Source organism: Undibacterium sp. FT79W (assembly GCF_014284215.1).
In the GTDB taxonomy this organism is placed as follows: Bacteria; Pseudomonadota; Gammaproteobacteria; order Burkholderiales; family Burkholderiaceae_D; genus Undibacterium; species Undibacterium aquatile.
Genome location: NZ_JACOGB010000005.1, coordinates 325,643 through 342,470 on the forward strand (window position 1 = coordinate 325,643; position 16,828 = coordinate 342,470).

Genomic DNA, 16,828 nt, shown 5'->3' on the forward strand with positions numbered 1-16,828 from the left:
GCATTTCAAGCTTTCATTTTGCTAATCGGGCTGCCTTGATTTTTGACTTTCCAATGATGCATACATATGCCGTTTGCAATATGAATTGTCGATTTAGGGTGCCAGGTATCCCTTGAAATAATCAAAATCAGCCCTATTTACAGGTGTAACGTGTATTTGAATGGAGAAACAGGATGCAAGAACAAGAAAATCGTCAGGTTGAAAACCCTGCTACTGCAGTTGAGAGCGCTGAAGTTGCAGCTGCGGAGACTGTTGTAGAGCAGCAAAATGATCCAGCGAATGACGCAGCAGCAAAAATTGCTGAGTTAGAAGCGCGGGTTGCTGAGCTGCAGGATGCTTTTATGCGCGCCAAAGCTGATGGTGAAAATATCCGTCGCCGTGCGCAGGAAGATGTCGCGAAAGCACATAAATTTGCGATTGAAGGTTTTGCTGAAGCAATGGTGCCCGTCAAAGATAGTCTGGAAATGGCCTTGAAAGTGGAAACACCATCCATTGATTCTTTAAAAGAAGGCGTGGAAATTACGCTGAAGCAATTGAATTCTGCATTTGAAAAAAATCGCTTGCTGGAAGTGAATCCGGCGCAGGCGGAAAAACTTGATCCTACTAAACATCAGGCTGTCTCTATGGTTCCGGCAGAGCAAGAGGCCAACACTATCGTGACTGTACTGCAAAAAGGCTACACGATTGCTGATCGTCTTTTGCGCCCGGCTTTAGTGACCGTTGCGCAAGGAAAGTAAGAAAAACGTAAAAAAAACCGCATAAAACGCTTGAAAAGCGGGTTTTTTACCTTATATCCGGAACAGACGAGTTGGTTTTGCTGCTAAATTCAGACCGACTCACCAACATTGACAAATAAAATCTACATTCTAAGGGAAATATCATGGGAAAAATGATTGGTATTGATTTGGGTACAACCAACTCTTGCGTTGCGATCATGGAAGGCGGCCAGCCGAAAGTGATTGAAAATGCAGAAGGTGCGCGCACGACACCATCGATTATCGCGTATCAGGAAGACGGCGAGATTCTGGTCGGCGCCTCTGCAAAGCGTCAGGCAGTGACAAATCCGAAAAACACTTTATTTGCGGTCAAACGTCTGATCGGTCGTAAATTTGAAGAAAAAGAAGTGCAAAAAGACATCAGCCTGATGCCTTACACGATTTCCAAAGCAGACAATGGTGATGCGTGGGTTTCTGTGCGCGATAAAAAATTAGCGCCACCGCAGATTTCCGCTGAAGTTTTGCGCAAAATGAAAAAAACCGCCGAAGACTACCTCGGTGAAGAAGTGACAGAAGCGGTCATTACCGTTCCTGCTTATTTCAACGATGCGCAACGTCAGGCGACGAAAGATGCAGGCCGTATCGCTGGTCTGGACGTGAAACGTATCATCAACGAACCAACGGCTGCTGCATTGGCGTTCGGTCTGGATAAAAAAGAAAAAGGCGATCGCAAGATTGCTGTGTATGACCTTGGTGGTGGTACTTTCGACGTTTCCATTATTGAAATTGCAGACGTTGATGGCGAAATGCAGTTTGAAGTATTGTCGACTAACGGCGATACCTTCCTCGGTGGTGAAGATTTCGATCAACGTATCATTGATTACATCATCACAGAATTCAAAACGATCAACGGTCTGGATTTGTCCAAAGATCCTATCGCTTTGCAACGTATCAAGGCTTCTGCTGAGCGTGCAAAAATTGAACTGTCAAGCGCACAGCAAACTGAAATCAATGAGCCATATATCGCGATGGCGAATGGCGCACCGGTGCATCTGAACTTGAAAATCACGCGCGCCAAACTGGAAGCGCTGGTCGAAGAGCTGGTTAAGAAAACCATCGAACCTTGCCGTCTGGCGATTAAAGATGCTGGCGTTAAAGTATCTGATATCGACGACATCATTCTGGTTGGTGGTATGACCCGTATGCCTAAGGTTCAGGAACTGGTTAAAGAGTTCTTCGGTAAAGAGCCACGTAAAGACGTGAATCCGGACGAAGCAGTAGCGGTCGGTGCAGCAATTCAGGGTTCTGTATTGTCTGGCGATCGTAAAGATCTGTTGTTGCTGGACGTGACACCATTGTCGCTGGGTATCGAGACTCTGGGCGGCGTGATGACGAAGATGATACAGAAAAACACGACCATCCCGACTAAGTTCAGTCAGGTGTTTTCGACAGCAGATGATAATCAGCCTGCGGTAACGATCAAAGTGTTCCAGGGTGAACGTGAGATCGCTGCTGGCAATAAAGGTCTGGGCGAATTCAATCTGGAAGGTATTCCACCAGCAGCACGTGGCACACCACAAATTGAAGTCACGTTCGATATCGATGCGAATGGTATTTTGCATGTAGGTGCAAAAGACAAAGCAACCGGTAAAGAAAACAAGATCACCATTAAAGCAAACTCCGGTTTGACTGAAGAAGAAATTCAGAAAATGGTGAAAGATGCTGAACTGAACGCGGAAGAAGACAAAAAGGTCAGAGAACTGGCTGAGTCCCGCAATCAGGGTGATGCATTGGTACACTCAACCAAAAAAGCGCTGGCTGAACATGGCGACAAATTGGACGCAGGCGAGAAAGAAAAAATCGAAGCTGCGATCAAAGAGTTGGAAGATGTGTTGAAAACCGGCGACAAAGTTGAGATCGATACGAAGCTTGGTGCTTTGACGACAGCAGCTCAGAAGCTGGGCGAAAAAGTCTATGCGGATATGCAGGCTCAGCAAGCTGCGGCTGGTGCAGCGGGCGGTACTGCGGACGCTGATGCAAAAGCTAAAGATGACGATGTTGTCGATGCAGACTTCAAAGAAGTGAAAGACAATAAGTAATCCCCAGTCTGACGGGCTTGCCCGTCATCACTCGCCGGGTGGCTCGCGCTTGCGTTGCTGGCCCGGCGTTTGCGCTTAATACAGAGGTTAACAAGAGATGGCGAAGCGTGATTTTTATGAAATTCTCGGCGTCGGTAAAAACGCTTCAGAAGACGAAATTAAAAAGGCTTATCGCAAGCTGGCGATGAAGTACCATCCGGATCGCAATCCGGATAATAAGTCTGCCGAAGAGAAATTCAAAGAAGCCAAAGAGGCTTACGAGATGCTTTCCGACAGCCAGAAACGGGATGCCTACGACCGTTACGGTCATGCCGGTGTTGATCCGAATATGGGTGGCGGCGGTGGCGGCGGTGCAGGTGGTTTTGCTGATGCGTTCGGCGATATTTTTGGTGATATTTTCGGCGGTGGCCGTCGTAGTGCGGGTCCTCAGGTATATCGCGGTGCTGATTTGCGATACAACCTCGAAATCACACTCGAGCAGGCCGCTAACGGATTTGATACGACGATACGCGTGCCTAGCTGGGATGAGTGCGATACTTGCCACGGCTCCGGCGCAAAACCCGGTACGTCACCGGTAACGTGTACCACTTGTGGCGGGCACGGTCAGGTGCGCATGCAGCAAGGTTTGTTTAGTATCCAGCAAGCCTGCCCTAAATGTCATGGCACAGGGAAAATGATTCCTGATCCATGTACCGCTTGCTCAGGTGTTGGTCGTATCAAGCGCAATAAGACACTGGAAGTTAAAATTCCAGCCGGGATAGACGATGGCATGCGTATCCGTTCATCGGGTAACGGTGAACCTGGCGTCAACGGCGGGCCTCCGGGTGATTTGTATGTAGAGATACATATCAAGCAGCATCCGGTGTTCCAGCGCGAAGGCGATGATCTGCATTGCGAAATTCCAATTTCCTTTGTGAAAGCGGCTCTGGGCGGCGAGATTGAAGTACCTACGCTGAGTGGCAAAGCATCGTTCACTGTACCGGAAGGAACGCAGTCAGGTAAAACTTTCCGTTTGCGTAGCAAAGGCGTGAAGGGCGTACGTTCTGGTTATGCCGGTGACTTGTTCTGTCACGTTGTGATAGAAACGCCAGTCAAGCTGACTGAAAAGCAAAAGCAGTTGTTGAAAGATTTTGAGCAGTTGACGGTAGAAGGTGGGGCGAAGCACAACCCCCAAAGTAAAACCTGGATGGATAAAGTAAAAAAATTCTTTGAATAATTTTGCTAAAAAAAAGCCCCGTTGATGTTGAACGGGGCTTTTTAACGTTTACTTCCCGTGTTGTCGGAGATCTGTATTTTGATGCGGGCATCAGGCGGATAGATTTGCTGCTAAATTAGAGAGCGGACTCCAAAATCAGCGCTGACGATACGCCCGGGAATCGGTTAAGCTAAAGAGCCAATATAAAAACTACATTATAAGTAGCGGTGCCCGGGTTTATCAGCGACAGCATCTTATCTGCCAAGCCTGATCAATCTGGAATCAATAAAATATCAACAGGAGACAAAAATGCGTTGGAATCAATATAAATGTTGGTTAGCCGGGCTGGGTCTGACCCTGCTCAGTACAGCAAATGCCGGTACCGTGGATATAGCGGGTGCCAAATTTGAAGATACGGTGCATGTTGCAAACACCGATCTGAAACTGAATGGAGCCGGGATCCGTTACAAAGCTATTTTCAAAGTGTACGCAGCGGGCCTGTACCTCAAAGACAAGAAAAATACCGTACCTGAAGTACTTGCTTCGCAAGGCCCGCGTCGGGTCACGATAGTGATGCTGCGCGATCTCAGTAACGAAGATTTTGGCCGCGGCTTTATGCAAGGTATACAACAAAATACAGACAAAGCAGAAAAAGTGAAATTCACTTCGCAGTTTCTCCGTTTCGGCGAGTTGTTTGCATCCGTTCCTGAATTGAAAAAAGGGGATGTCATGGTGAACGACTGGGTTCCCGGCGTTGGTACGGTGGTGTATTTAAATGGAAAAAAAATGGGTGAACCTTACCCTGACATCGGATTTAACAACGCATTGCTGCGCATCTGGTTAGGTGAAAAACCCGTTGACAGCGGCTTGAAGAAAGCGATGCTGGCTGAGCCTGACGACAGAAATATGTATCGTTAATTTACCTTGATCTGAAACAGAGAAAGCCGTACCTGCCTGGGTATGGCTTTTTCTGTTTATGCAGCTTACCTGCATAAAGGTTAGAATCACGCCTGTTTTCAATATCAGGACAGGATGATGACCGAGAAAAATCGTGCCGAATTAACTCCGGAACAGTTATTTGAAAATAATCGTCAATGGGCGCAGGCAATCTCCAACCGGGATGCTGATTTTTTTAAAAAACTCGCAGCCCAGCAAAATCCTGAATATCTGTGGATAGGCTGCTCTGACAGCCGGGTCCCTGCCAATGAATTGCTGGGGCTGTTACCTGGCGAGTTATTTGTACACAGAAATATCGCCAACGTTGTCGTTCATTCAGATTTAAATTGCCTCTCTGTGCTGCAGTTTGCAGTCGATATTCTGGGCGTCAAACACATTATCATCTGCGGTCATTATGGTTGCTCAGGCGTGCATGCTGCGATGACCGGGCGGCGTGTCGGTCTGGCCGATAACTGGCTGCGTCACGTACAGGATGTGCATCAGAAGCATGAGCGCTATCTTGGTGAAACACTGAATACAAAACAGCGGGCAGACCGCCTGTGCGAACTGAACGTGATCGAACAAGTCGTCAATCTGTGCCAGACCACCGTGATTCAGGATGCGTGGGAGCGCGGCCAGACACTGACTGTGCACGGCTGGGTCTATGGAATTCAGGATGGCTTATTAAATCCACTGGGAATGGCGGTCAGTTCGCCGGAAATGCTTGCCACCCAGTTTGCCGCGAGTCTGACCCGGTATCAGGACTGAACAACATATATCCGCTTCATTCAATTCTGATGGCCAGATCGCGTCCAGATCTGGCCACGTTGCCGGCATAATCTGCGGCAAAAATCCGCAGAATATAATCACCGGCAGCCAGTTTATCTACAGGCAGGTGAGCATTTCTGGCGTAGCCATCACGCACGACATTACTGGCCTGATACAAAAAGCGGGTTTTGGCGTTGCCATGCACGGTAATGCCGCTGCCCTCAGCATAGGCGACTTTGACAGACGAGCGATCAGGCGGTAACTGATTAAATTCTATCGTCATCAATGCTTGCTCATAACCGGCGACAGCTTTGCCATTCGCATGCAGGAATTGATAGCCTATCTTGTATAAGCCCAGTCGTCTGCGCGACAGATTGTCATCGCTCTGGTCATACGCATCGACAAGCAGATTCAATGGCGGGCTCTGGCGCGGGATGAGGAGGCGATTATCCTGCTTCCGTTTCAGCGGTTGTCCCTGATCGTTTGTGATTTGTATCGACTCAATCATCGGTTCTGTTTCATCTTTAAAGCCGGGGAACGGCAAGGCTAAGGGATTGATTTCGCCGCTGCCGAGGCTGTAATTCAGATGGACATGGTACATACGGTTGATACTACCTAAAGTATCCCCGGTTTTAAATTTTGTTCCGCGCGGAATTCTGACTGCAGCTGGCTTTCCCTGCATATCATTCAAGATCTGAAAGCGCCGGGCATCGATCAGCAGATTGTCGCGGTCGCGTCCTGCTTTCATGTGGATGTAAGAAAAATGATCAATATTGATTCCTTCATTCAGCGTGCCATATCCCCATGCAGTGACAGGATGACGCACCTTTTCGTCGGCAACGGCATACACGGTCGCGCCCAGATTACCTTGTATATCAAGCCCGCTATGAAAATGATCGCGTGCTTCACCATCCGTTCTTCCACGCACCTCTCCCATTGTGCCGACCACTTCGTGTGCTGTGTGAAATGGCTTTAGGGGCCACGGAAAAGTCTGACCGCCAAACATCGTTTGCAGGTCAAGGCTGGTCGCCGGAAATCTGCTTTGCTCCGGCGTGGCTGGCTGCGCTGATGTCAGGTGGTAAATCGATGTCGTGCCCGAATCTGCGACCATGACGTCGCCAGCCGTTGTCACCAGCAAACCGCTTGGTGAAGACAGCCGTAAGACTTTCTCGTCACCGGCGACAAAATCAACATCGATGCCTGTGACGCCTCTGAGTATGCCGTCTGGCGTCAGATGCAAAATCCGGCCTTCGCCACTTTCTCCGATATAAACGTGATCATCATGCGTGATGGCCAGCCCGACCGGGCGTCGCATCAGCGCATTTTTATCGTTGCTGGCGGATTGCTCCAGCGTGCTGACAATACCCGTCTGCGTTAGTTTACGAATCGCGTTATTGCGCGTATCGGCGATGATCAGATCCTTGTGCGAGTTGATTGCAATGCCAGACGGCGTATCGAATAAGGCATCGCTGGCAGCGCCATCCAGCAAGCCATTTTGCTTACCGCCAGCGATGGTGCTGACTTTACCATCGGTCGATATGCGGCGAATTTTATCGTTATAGGTGTCAGCTACATAGACGTTGCCGTCGGCATCAACAGCGACGGCCAGAGGTGCGTTCAGTTGCGCCGAAGTGCCATCACCATCACGATCGCCAGCTTGGCCGTTGCCTGCCAATGTTGTGACTAGTCCCTGGCTGGAGATTTTGCGTATCGCATGATTGCCGGTATCGGCGACATACAGATTGCCCTGTTTGTCGATGGCGATGCCGGAAGGTGTATTGAAAGCAGCCTGCATACGTTCGCCATCGGCGAAACCTTCTTTGCCCCCGGCATAGACGCTGACCTGACCATCGGGGGCGATACGGCGTATCACATTGTTGTCGGCGGCATCAGTGACATACAGATTGCCTTCCTGATCCTGCACCATGCCGAAAGGGTCAGCAAAACGTGCCTGCAATGCCGCGCCGTCACGTTTTCCCGCAGTGCCATCGCCAGCGAAACGTAACACGTGCGGCTGCCAGTCGGTGGACGTTGGCTGGAGTCGCGGCTTTCCTATCAGTTTTTTACCGATGTTTGCCATCAGGCTGTCACGGTGTTGATTGCCGGAGAATGGTGAGAAAAAGTAAGCAGCGCTGCCAAGCAGCAGAGTAATCACCAGCGTTGTGATCAGTGCCGGTTTCGAGAAATGCATTGCCACCTGAGATTCCAATATGGGTATATGAGTGTCGCAGCTTAGCGTATTTACCTGCAGATCACCAGCCATACGGCGCTGGCAACGACAGACGGAAATTCATGCCAGAATGCAGTCTGATTTTGTAAATAGTGCTACCCGATATCAGCATCCGCATTGGCTTCTGGCGGCATTTCGTGCCAGCAGGCGCATGCTATATGGGACGCTTGAAATTAATCCCTTATTGCGACCAGATGAGATGAAAACGATGAAAATCAGCCTGCAACCGAAAAAACTTTTACTGTCGAAATGGACGGCGGTACAAGTCGTCGCGAAGCAAAAGCATTTCATTGTCAGTAAAGTGATTCAGCCTGAGTCAGCCGCGTTGTCTGATGCACCGCCAGAGTTGATCGAAATCGAAGCGGTGTACAGCAAAGAGGTGCGCCAGATTCCGTGGCGCGAATTACAGGATGAGCGCCTGTGGAAACGGGGCTGGCACTGAAACTAACGCTGACTCTGACTGCGTGCTTATGTGCCCGTAATGCGGAGTTCCAGTTTGCCGTCGCGTAATTTCAATCTGTGCATGTCGGGCAGGGCGATCAGTTCGCGGTCGTGGCAGACCACCACCACGCTGCTGCCCGCCTGTGTCAGCGTCGGGATCAGGGCGATCACCTGTTCCCGCGCTTCGCCATCCAGATTCGCGGTTGGCTCGTCCAGCAATAGCAAACGTGGTTCCAGCACTTTGGCACGTGCCAGTGCCACTCTTTGTTTCTCGCCACCGGATAAATGCCGCGCATCGTGATCACTGAGATGCAGTATGCCTGCCCAACACATCGCGAGCGCGACTTGTTTTTCGATATTCTCCGCTTTTCTTAAACGCAAACCATAGGCGATGTTTTCGGCGACCGTGCCGGAAAACATCACCGGGTGTTGGTGCACATAGACGATGTCGGTACGTAAGTGGCGCGGATACGGCGCAAACGTCGTTGCGTTATCGAGGTATTTCACATCGTCTATCTGCGCCTGCTCGAGTCCTGAGAGTATGCGTAGCAGCGTACTTTTACCGCTGCCATTCATGCCCGTCAGCACATAAGCGCGCGATTGTTCGATGTTCAGTTCGGCAATGTCGAGCAGGTGCCGCTGCCCGAACGATTTGCGCAAACCGCGTACTTGTAAGAGTGTGCTCATTGCAATTGCTCCGCATTCCGGGTGTCGCCCTGCAACAGCATCAGCGCCGCATTCATGACCAAGGCCAGTGCAATCAAGACCATGCCGAGCGCAATACCCTGCGCAAATTCACCTTTGCTGGTTTCGAGAGCGATTGCGGTTGTGATGGTGCGGGTTTCGCCAGCGATATTACCGCCCACCATCATGGCGCAGCCCACTTCCGATAAGACACGTCCAAAGCCATTGATCAGCGCCGCCATCACGCCGAAACGCACTTCATGCAGCACCGTCCACATTACCTGGCGGCGATTCGCGCCCAGCGTGATCGCGGTTTCCGCCAGTCGTGGATCGGCCGATTGCACCGCGCTCAGGGTGAATGCGGTCAGGACTGGAAATGCGATGACGGCCTGACCCGCAATGATGCCGGTCTGACTGAACAACCAATGCCATGAGCCGAGCAAGCCCTGACGGCTTAACAGCAGATACAACAATAAGCCAATCAGCACCGTCGGCAGCGACAGGGCGGCCTGCACCAGCCAGATCGCGATACGGCGGCCAGGAAACGCGTGGCTCGCAATGGCATAGCCGAGCAGCAGCGCCGGCGGTGTTGCAAAGGCTAAACCGACCAGCGAAGTTTTCAGCGATACCCAGACGATATTCCACAGCGTTTCATCGCCGCTGAACAAGAGGATAAACGCGTCCTGAATCGCGATGCTGATATTCATCGATGCCAATCAGAAGCAGTGTTCTGGTCCGGGGAAAGACTGATCTTTCACTGCCGCGACATACGCTGCCACTGCCGCATCAATACTGGTCTGACCTTCCATGAAATTTTTCACAAAACGCGCTTTACGGCCTGGGAAAACGCCGAGCAAATCGTGCATCACCAGCACCTGACCGGAGCAATCCGCACCGGCACCGATACCGATGGTCGGAATCGTCAATGCGTCGGTGACCTCTTTGCCGAGCGCGGCAGGAATCGCTTCGAGCACCAGCAGGGTGGCACCGGCGGCTTGCACTGCGAGTGACTCTGCTTTGAGCAAATCGGCGGCGGCGGTGGTTTTACCCTGGACTTTATAGCCGCCGAGCTGATGTACGGATTGTGGCGTCAGCCCCAGATGCGCGCAGACCGGAATCGCGCGCTCAGTTAAAAATTGTATGACTGGCAGCAACCAGGTTCCGCCTTCGAGTTTCACCATCTGTGCGCCGGCCTGTATCAGCGGCACGGCATTGTTGTATGCGGCTTCCGGTGTGGCATAACTGCCGAACGGCATGTCGGCCACGATCAGCGCTTTCTGATTGCCGCGTGCAACAGATGCGGTGTGGTAGGCAATGTCGGCAATCGTCACTGGCAGCGTGGATTGATGTCCTTGACAGACCATGCCAAGCGAGTCGCCGATCAGCAATACTTCGACGCCGCATCTATCCATCAATGAGGCAAAGCTGGCATCGTAGCAAGTCAGCATCGTGATCTTGTTGCCTTGCTCACGCATAGACATTAAGCCGGGAATGCTGACTGCTTTACGGTCTTGCAAATATTCCGCCATGTGTTTCTCCAAAGGTAAAGCTGTCAGGAGTTGTCGCTGACAGCGTCATCAGGCGCTCGCGCCCTAATTCCTGAAAATAAAATAAACCGCGCCGACCAGACATAAGCCTGCCCAGACATAATCGAGTTTGAATGGTTGTCCCATATAGAACATCGCAAACGGCACGAATACGATCAGCGTCAGCGCTTCCTGCAAAATTTTGAGCTGCGCCAGACTGTACTGAGTGTAACCGATACGATTCGCCGGTACTTGCAGCAGGTATTCGAACAGCGCAATGCTCCAGCTGATCAGCGCAGCGATCCACCAGGTTTTGCTGGATAAATTCTTCAGATGCCCGTACCAGGCGATGGTCATGAAGACGTTTGACAGCGTTAACAAGCCGGCAGTTTGTACGATAACTGGTATTTGCATGGGAGTATCCCGTAAAAATGGCTTAATGTCCTTGATTTTAAAGGGGCTTAAAACATACTGGGGGGAGTATATTTAAACCGATTTAGCCCACCGGTAACCTGAAAATCGCTTGCTGTGCGACCCCGGCAACAAACGTCTGCGCCGGCCCCTGACCGGGGATGTCGATTTCCGCTGCGATTTCCAGCAACGGTAGCAGCACAAATGCACGTTCCGTCATGCGCGGATGCGGCACGCTCAGTTGCTCTGTCGCGATTTGCTGATCCGCATATAACAGCAAATCCAGATCCAGCGTGCGCGGGGCGTTACGGTAAGGACGCTCACGACCAAATGCCAGTTCGATTTCCTGCAAGGCCAGTAATAAATCGTTAGCGCTGAGGCTCGTGGTAATGGCCGCCACGGCATTCACGTAATCATCACCGCTGGAATCAATTGGCGCGCTGCTGTACAGCGACGAGGCGCGTTGCAACTGCGTTGCCGGAATCTGGTCAAGGCGGGCGATGGCTTGCCGCACCGTATCCTGTGCATCGCCCAGATTCGCACCAATACCGATGTAAGCCAGCATCATTCCTGCGCTGCCGCCTTACGTGGCGCACGGCGCCGTGGTTTGCGCTTTTTCGCTGCACTGGCACCCGCCGGGGCTTTGGGTTTGCTGTTAATCAGGCGTTCACGTTCATCGGCATCGCCATTAATAAAGGCAGTCCACCATTCGCCGATCTCGGCATCGATCTCGCCCGAGGCGCAACGCAGCAACAGGAAATCATAGGCCGCCCGCATGCGCTGATGTTCTAGCATTTTGTACGGCGTTTTGCCCACCCGCTTTTCGAAGCGCGGCTGCATCGCCCAGATGTCGCGCATATCGGCGCCGATTTTTCGTTGAATCGCGAGCGCATCTGTTTGCGTATTCAGCACATCATCGGCCGCCAGATGCAGTGCCGTAATCGGGAATTCGCCGGCAGCTTTATAGGCTTCCCATTTTTCCAGCACCTGATGCCACAACAGCGAGGCGAACAGGAAACTTGGTGAAACGCGTTTACCCTGTTGTATGCGTTCATCGGTATTCGCCAGCGCCAGCGTGATGAATTTCTCACCCATAGGCTGTTCCAACACCACGTCCAGCAAAGGCATCAGACCGTGATGCAGGCCTTCTTTGCGCAGTTCCTGCAGACACGCCATGGCATGGCCGCTGGTCAGTAGTTTAAGCATTTCATCGAAGACGCGTGCTGCCGGCACATTATTAATCAGCGGTGCCATCACCGCGATCGGTGCCTGCGTAGCTGGGTCTATCGTAAATTGTAATTTTGCGGCAAAGCGCACCACACGCAGCATACGCACAGGGTCTTCGCGGTAACGCGCTTCCGGTACGCCGATAATACGCAGGATTTTTTTACGGATATCTTTGATGCCGCCGTGGTAATCGAGCACCGTTTGCGAGGCCGGATCGTAGTACATCGAATTGATGGTGAAATCGCGTCGCGCCGCATCTTCGTGCTGCTCGCCAAAGGTATTGTCACGCAGCACGCGACCATGTTCATCCTTGGGTGCTGCATCGTTGGATGGGCCGCGGAAGGTCGTGACTTCGAGCAGATCCTGACCGAACATCACGTGCACGATCTGGAAACGACGGCCGATGATAAAGGCGCGCCGGAACAGGCGTTTGACTTGTTCTGGCGTGGCGTTGGTGGCGATGTCAAAATCTTTCGGTTTTACGCCAGTCAGCAGATCGCGCACGGCACCGCCAACGATGAATGCTTTGAAACCATTGTCCTGCAAGGTCTGCGTCACGCGAATCGCGTTCGCCGACACCAGTTGCGGATTGATGCCATGCTCTTTCGCGCTCAGCACAGTTGGCTTGCGATTGCTGACGGCAGCTACGGAAGCTTCCGGGGCGCTTTTCACGCCGAGTATTTTGCGAATAAATTTCTTGATCATTGTTTGTCGAACAGCTGGATTTGAGGCCATCCTTTTGCCAGCGCATGTGCGCTCAATCTGGCATTCGGATTGGTGGCGACAGGATGTGTCACGACCTCGAGTAAAGGGATATCGTTATGGGAGTCGCTATAAAAATGGCTGCTGCCAAAATCACTGAGTTGTTTTTCTTGTTTTGCTAACCAGTCCTGTAAATGGATGACTTTGCCGGCGCCCGAAGTCGGCACGCCCAGCAGTTTACCAGTGATATTGTTGGCGGCATCGAGCTCAGGCTCGGCAGCCAGTAAATGCGGTACTCCTAATGCCTGTGCAATCGGGGCGGTGACAAAGCGATTGGTCGCCGTGATAATCGCGATCAGGTCTTCCTGATCCTGATGTTTTTTCAGTAAATCAAACGCGGCCGGTAACAAGGCAGGCTGTATGACTTCCTGCATGAACTGCAGATGCAGCTCGTCAATTTTCTTGCGTGGAAATTGTGCCAGCGTGCCGAGTGCAAATTCCAGATACTCCACCGGATCCAGAGTGCCTGCCTGATATTGCGCAAAAAAATCGGCATTCCGTTTGGCAAATGCTTCGGCATCGACCGCGCCGACGCGGCATAAAAATTGGCCCCATTCATAATCGGAATCGATAGGAATCAGGGTGTGGTCGAGATCAAATAAAGCAATATTGGGCATGCTGTTGTATTCCGGATTCAGGGCTGTTGTTGCAGCATCAGTTCACGCAGGAGCGGCAAGGTAATCGGGCGCTTGGTGACCAGCGAATAATGATCGAGCTGATCCAGCATCGCGGTTAATGAACTCATGTCGCGCCGGTAGTGCGTGATCAGATAGGGTAACACGCCTGCCGATAACTGGATGCCGCGTGCCTGCGCAGCACGTTCCAAGGCGTCTATCTTATCTTCGTCGGTGAGTTCATGGAGCTGATAAATCAGCCCCCAGCCAAAGCGGGTACGTAAATCATCGCGCACATTCAAGATCATCGGCGGATGGTTGCCAGCTGCCACCAGAAAACCGCCGCGCGCCCGGGCTTCATTAAACAGATTGAACGCCGCAATCTGGTTCAGTGGCGATAATTGTTCGCAGTCGTCAAGCAGGTACAGGCTGACTTCATCGCTGAAATCAAATGCTTCTTCCGGCGCATTGGCGGGGATGTAGCGGGAATCCGGATGATCTGCGAGGGCATGCAGCAGATGGGTTTTACCCGCTCCGGCTTCACCCCAGATATAGACCGAGCGTTCGCCGTACTGACTCGCAATGCGCTGCGAGAATAAACCCAGCAATTGCGCCAGTTCGGCATTTTGTCCGACCACAAAGGTAGCAAGGGATGGCAGTTTTTGCGCATCCAGATCGAGTAAAAGTTGCCTCATGGCTGGCGATAAAAAGGGCTGTTCAGGTAAGAGCTGCGTATATGTTTGACGGCTACCGAGATAATTGCCGATGCCGGTAAGGCAACCAGAATGCCGATGAAGCCAAATAACTGACCAAACGCCATCAGTGCAAAAATAACGGTCAGCGGATGCAGGCCGATGCGTTCACCGACCAGACGTGGCGTCAGTATGAATGATTCTAAAAATTGTCCGAAGCCATAAATAATGCCGACGTAAATCAGGCCGCTCAGATCGTTAAATTGTAAGACCGCGCCGATCAGGGCGAGCGCCAGTCCTATGCCATAGCCGAGATAAGGGATAAACACCAGAAAACCAGTGATGATACCGACCGGCAGCGCCAGATCGAAACGGGCGATGCTCAGTGCGATCGCATAATACGCAGCGAGCACGATCATCACCAGAATTTGTCCGCGCAAATATTGAGCAAGAATATCGTCAACCTCATTCACGGCATTGTTCGCTCCATGCACCCAGCGACGCGGGATGAAATGCGCGATCCTGTGGATCAGCGGGTGCCAGTCCAGCAACAGATAAAACAGCACAATCGGAATCAGTAATAAATTCGCCAGCAAACCGAGCAGGGCAGTGCCGCCAACGCGTATCGATGACAATACCGCCTTGCCGATGACGTCGCCGCTGCCAGCCATTTGCTCGGTTAGCAAGGTTTTAATTCCGGTACTGTCCAGGCGTATCGTGAATCCGTAATGCGCCAGAAGCGGCGAAATCACCTGATCGAATTTGTCAAAAAAACGCGGTATCTGTTCTTGTAACTGCGGCGCTTCTTTTTGCAGGATAGGCACGATAATCAATACCATCGCCAACGCCGCAGCGATGACGAAAATAATCAACAGCGTGGCTGCCACTGTGCGTGGCAGACGCAGATTTTTGTATCGCAGCGCACACAGTTTATCGACCCACGGGTTGAGTACGTACGCGAGTATCGCGGCGACGATGAATGGCATTAACACCGGACCCAGCAACGACAGCAATAGCAGACACGCTGCACCGACGAGGATCCAGAGTAGGGATTGCTTTTGTTCTGGCGAAAAAGAAAATGGCATTTTCAGATGGTGTGCTTGCAAATAAGTTGTCGGCTTGTTACGTATCGCCCAAATATAGGTCAATACGCAGTCATTTTGTTAAAATAGCGGTTTTGCCGGAGTTTTCTGGCAATTTTCCTATTTTACCGCCTCAAGCCCCCTACTGACGAATATCATGAGCACTTCTACCCCTGTTTCTCTCTCTTACGCCGACGCCGGTGTCGATATGGTTGCTGGCGACGCGTTGGTCGATGCGATCAAGCCTTTTGCAAAACGCACGATGCGCGAAGGCGTCATGGCCGGTATCGGTGGTTTTGGCGCGATGTTTGAAGTCAGCAAAAAATTCAAAGAGCCTGTGCTGGTCTCCGGCACCGATGGCGTCGGTACCAAGCTGAAGCTGGCATTTCACCTCAACAAACATGACACGGTCGGTATCGATCTGGTCGCGATGAGTGTCAACGATATTCTGGTGCAGGGCGCTGAGCCTTTGTTCTTCCTCGATTATTTCGCCTGCGGCAAACTGGATGTGGCGGCCGCCACGGACGTGATCAAAGGCGTGGCGTTCGGTTGCGAACAAGCTGGCTGCGCACTGATCGGTGGTGAAACTGCTGAAATGCCTTCCATGTATCCGGATGGCGAATACGATCTGGCCGGCTTTGCGGTCGGTGCGGTTGAAAAATCTAAAATCATTGACGGCAGCAAAATCCAGCCGGGCGACGTGATTCTGGGTCTGGCTTCTTCCGGCATTCATTCCAATGGATTCTCTCTGGTACGTAAGATTATCGAAGTGGCTAATCCTGATCTGAATGCTGATTTCCACGGACGCAGCCTGGGCGATGCACTGATGGCACCGACACGTATTTACGTGAAACCTTTGCTGGCCCTGATGGAATCGTTGGAAGTCAAAGGCATGGCACACATTACTGGCGGTGGTCTGGTCGAGAATGTGCCTCGCGTGCTGGGTGACAAACTGACTGCGGTCCTGCATAAAGATGCGTGGACTCTGCCGCCATTATTCACATGGCTGCAACAACACGGCGGTGTGGCAGATGCCGAAATGCATCGTGTATTCAACTGTGGTATCGGGATGGTGGTGATTGTGTCTGCTGAAAACGCAGATGCAGCGATGGCACAACTGAGCGCCGCTGGCGAATCGGTTTATCGTATCGGTGAAATTCGTGCCCGCGAAGGCAATGAACATCCGACTATCGTTGTTTAAGCGTAGAACTTATGCAACGCCCAAGCGGCCTTGCGACTTTTGACCCTACATTGGCACTGTCTGCGCCACTATCCCTTGCCGGGATAAATTGCGTCAGTTTTTGAATCAAACAAAAGGTAAATCAGGGAAATAGTTTTAGTCCCTGATTTTCCTTGATTTAATAAATTTAATAATCAACTTGCTCATTTTTAATTAATTAACTTACACTTTATTTGCTGTTGTTCGGTGCAGAATCTGAAACTGG

The 16,828-nt window shown here is 51.4% G+C and carries 17 protein-coding genes; 7 read left to right on the plus strand and 10 right to left on the minus strand.

Annotation, left to right across the window (positions count from 1 at the left end; genetic code table 11):
• Positions 1–173: 173 nt before the first annotated feature.
• The 5 genes from grpE to can all read left to right on the plus strand — a co-directional run bounded on the left by grpE (position 174) and on the right by can (position 5,714).
• Complete coding sequence (gene grpE / locus H8K38_RS11090; RefSeq protein WP_186884886.1) at positions 174–737, plus strand: nucleotide exchange factor GrpE; 564 nt, start codon at positions 174–176, stop codon at positions 735–737.
• A gap of 143 nt (positions 738–880) precedes the next feature.
• Positions 881–2,815: a molecular chaperone DnaK gene (dnaK, locus tag H8K38_RS11095; protein WP_186884887.1), complete on the plus strand. Its 1,935-nt coding sequence runs from the start codon at positions 881–883 to the stop codon at positions 2,813–2,815.
• Between the two features lie 97 nt (positions 2,816–2,912).
• On the plus strand, positions 2,913–4,031 hold the full coding sequence (gene dnaJ, locus H8K38_RS11100; RefSeq protein WP_186884888.1) for a molecular chaperone DnaJ: 1,119 nt from the start codon (positions 2,913–2,915) through the stop codon (positions 4,029–4,031).
• Between the two features lie 288 nt (positions 4,032–4,319).
• Complete coding sequence (locus H8K38_RS11105; RefSeq protein WP_186884889.1) at positions 4,320–4,928, plus strand: chalcone isomerase family protein; 609 nt, start codon at positions 4,320–4,322, stop codon at positions 4,926–4,928.
• Positions 4,929–5,045: 117 nt separating this feature from the next.
• Positions 5,046–5,714 carry a carbonate dehydratase gene (gene can, locus H8K38_RS11110; RefSeq protein ID WP_186884890.1) on the plus strand — a complete coding sequence of 223 codons (669 nt, stop codon included), beginning with the start codon at positions 5,046–5,048 and terminating at the stop codon, positions 5,712–5,714.
• A gap of 16 nt (positions 5,715–5,730) precedes the next feature.
• Here the strand turns inward: can and H8K38_RS11115 are convergent, their stop codons facing one another.
• Positions 5,731–7,905 carry a gluconolaconase gene (locus H8K38_RS11115; protein WP_255422936.1) on the minus strand — a complete coding sequence of 725 codons (2,175 nt, stop codon included), beginning with the start codon at positions 7,903–7,905 and terminating at the stop codon, positions 5,731–5,733.
• A 238-nt stretch (positions 7,906–8,143) separates the two neighbouring features.
• On the opposite strand from H8K38_RS11115, the gene H8K38_RS11120 reads away from it, so the two are divergent.
• Positions 8,144–8,386, plus strand: a complete 243-nt coding sequence (locus H8K38_RS11120) for a TIGR02450 family Trp-rich protein (protein WP_255422924.1) — start codon at positions 8,144–8,146, stop codon at positions 8,384–8,386.
• A 26-nt stretch (positions 8,387–8,412) separates the two neighbouring features.
• On the opposite strand, the gene H8K38_RS11125 is transcribed toward H8K38_RS11120, so the two are convergent.
• The 9 genes from H8K38_RS11125 to H8K38_RS11165 all read right to left on the minus strand — a co-directional run bounded on the left by H8K38_RS11125 (position 8,413) and on the right by H8K38_RS11165 (position 15,386).
• On the minus strand, positions 8,413–9,072 hold the full coding sequence (locus H8K38_RS11125; RefSeq protein ID WP_186884892.1) for an ATP-binding cassette domain-containing protein: 660 nt from the start codon (positions 9,070–9,072) through the stop codon (positions 8,413–8,415).
• On the minus strand, positions 9,069–9,776 hold the full coding sequence (locus H8K38_RS11130; protein ID WP_186884893.1) for an ABC transporter permease: 708 nt from the start codon (positions 9,774–9,776) through the stop codon (positions 9,069–9,071). Before H8K38_RS11130 ends, H8K38_RS11125 begins: the two co-directional genes overlap by 4 nt.
• A 9-nt stretch (positions 9,777–9,785) precedes the next feature.
• On the minus strand, positions 9,786–10,598 hold the full coding sequence (gene panB / locus H8K38_RS11135) for a 3-methyl-2-oxobutanoate hydroxymethyltransferase (RefSeq protein WP_186884894.1): 813 nt from the start codon (positions 10,596–10,598) through the stop codon (positions 9,786–9,788).
• Positions 10,599–10,661: 63 nt separating this feature from the next.
• Positions 10,662–11,009: a DMT family protein gene (locus tag H8K38_RS11140; RefSeq protein ID WP_186884895.1), complete on the minus strand. Its 348-nt coding sequence runs from the start codon at positions 11,007–11,009 to the stop codon at positions 10,662–10,664.
• A gap of 82 nt (positions 11,010–11,091) precedes the next feature.
• The gene (gene folK / locus H8K38_RS11145; RefSeq protein WP_186884974.1) at positions 11,092–11,571 is read right to left on the minus strand and encodes a 2-amino-4-hydroxy-6-hydroxymethyldihydropteridine diphosphokinase; all 480 of its coding nucleotides are present in this window, start codon (positions 11,569–11,571) and stop codon (positions 11,092–11,094) included.
• Positions 11,571–12,938: a polynucleotide adenylyltransferase PcnB gene (pcnB, locus tag H8K38_RS11150; RefSeq protein WP_186884896.1), complete on the minus strand. Its 1,368-nt coding sequence runs from the start codon at positions 12,936–12,938 to the stop codon at positions 11,571–11,573. Before pcnB ends, folK begins: the two co-directional genes overlap by 1 nt.
• The gene (locus tag H8K38_RS11155) at positions 12,935–13,612 is read right to left on the minus strand and encodes an HAD family phosphatase (protein ID WP_186884897.1); all 678 of its coding nucleotides are present in this window, start codon (positions 13,610–13,612) and stop codon (positions 12,935–12,937) included. Before H8K38_RS11155 ends, pcnB begins: the two co-directional genes overlap by 4 nt.
• Before the next feature lie 17 nt (positions 13,613–13,629).
• Positions 13,630–14,304 carry a DnaA regulatory inactivator Hda gene (gene hda / locus H8K38_RS11160; RefSeq protein ID WP_186884898.1) on the minus strand — a complete coding sequence of 225 codons (675 nt, stop codon included), beginning with the start codon at positions 14,302–14,304 and terminating at the stop codon, positions 13,630–13,632.
• On the minus strand, positions 14,301–15,386 hold the full coding sequence (locus H8K38_RS11165) for an AI-2E family transporter (protein ID WP_186884975.1): 1,086 nt from the start codon (positions 15,384–15,386) through the stop codon (positions 14,301–14,303). Before H8K38_RS11165 ends, hda begins: the two co-directional genes overlap by 4 nt.
• Before the next feature lie 154 nt (positions 15,387–15,540).
• Between H8K38_RS11165 and purM the strand changes: the two genes are divergently transcribed.
• Positions 15,541–16,584 (plus strand): phosphoribosylformylglycinamidine cyclo-ligase, encoded by a 1,044-nt coding sequence (gene purM, locus H8K38_RS11170; protein WP_186884899.1) that lies wholly within the window; start codon positions 15,541–15,543, stop codon positions 16,582–16,584.
• Positions 16,585–16,828 lie beyond the last annotated feature (244 nt).

Bases quoted from the DNA above. Each gene is read 5' to 3' on its own strand.
- grpE (WP_186884886.1), top strand. From the start codon at position 174: ATGCAAGAACAAGAAAATCGTCAGGTTGAAAACCCTGCTACTGCAGTT.
- dnaK (WP_186884887.1), top strand. From the start codon at position 881: ATGGGAAAAATGATTGGTATTGATTTGGGTACAACCAACTCTTGCGTT.
- dnaJ (WP_186884888.1), top strand. From the start codon at position 2,913: ATGGCGAAGCGTGATTTTTATGAAATTCTCGGCGTCGGTAAAAACGCT.
- H8K38_RS11105 (WP_186884889.1), top strand. From the start codon at position 4,320: ATGCGTTGGAATCAATATAAATGTTGGTTAGCCGGGCTGGGTCTGACC.
- can (WP_186884890.1), top strand. From the start codon at position 5,046: ATGACCGAGAAAAATCGTGCCGAATTAACTCCGGAACAGTTATTTGAA.
- H8K38_RS11115 (WP_255422936.1), bottom strand. From the start codon at position 7,905: ATGCATTTCTCGAAACCGGCACTGATCACAACGCTGGTGATTACTCTG.
- H8K38_RS11120 (WP_255422924.1), top strand. From the start codon at position 8,144: ATGAAAACGATGAAAATCAGCCTGCAACCGAAAAAACTTTTACTGTCG.
- H8K38_RS11125 (WP_186884892.1), bottom strand. From the start codon at position 9,072: ATGAGCACACTCTTACAAGTACGCGGTTTGCGCAAATCGTTCGGGCAG.
- H8K38_RS11130 (WP_186884893.1), bottom strand. From the start codon at position 9,776: ATGAATATCAGCATCGCGATTCAGGACGCGTTTATCCTCTTGTTCAGC.
- panB (WP_186884894.1), bottom strand. From the start codon at position 10,598: ATGGCGGAATATTTGCAAGACCGTAAAGCAGTCAGCATTCCCGGCTTA.
- H8K38_RS11140 (WP_186884895.1), bottom strand. From the start codon at position 11,009: ATGCAAATACCAGTTATCGTACAAACTGCCGGCTTGTTAACGCTGTCA.
- folK (WP_186884974.1), bottom strand. From the start codon at position 11,571: ATGCTGGCTTACATCGGTATTGGTGCGAATCTGGGCGATGCACAGGAT.
- pcnB (WP_186884896.1), bottom strand. From the start codon at position 12,938: ATGATCAAGAAATTTATTCGCAAAATACTCGGCGTGAAAAGCGCCCCG.
- H8K38_RS11155 (WP_186884897.1), bottom strand. From the start codon at position 13,612: ATGCCCAATATTGCTTTATTTGATCTCGACCACACCCTGATTCCTATC.
- hda (WP_186884898.1), bottom strand. From the start codon at position 14,304: ATGAGGCAACTTTTACTCGATCTGGATGCGCAAAAACTGCCATCCCTT.
- H8K38_RS11165 (WP_186884975.1), bottom strand. From the start codon at position 15,386: ATGCCATTTTCTTTTTCGCCAGAACAAAAGCAATCCCTACTCTGGATC.
- purM (WP_186884899.1), top strand. From the start codon at position 15,541: ATGAGCACTTCTACCCCTGTTTCTCTCTCTTACGCCGACGCCGGTGTC.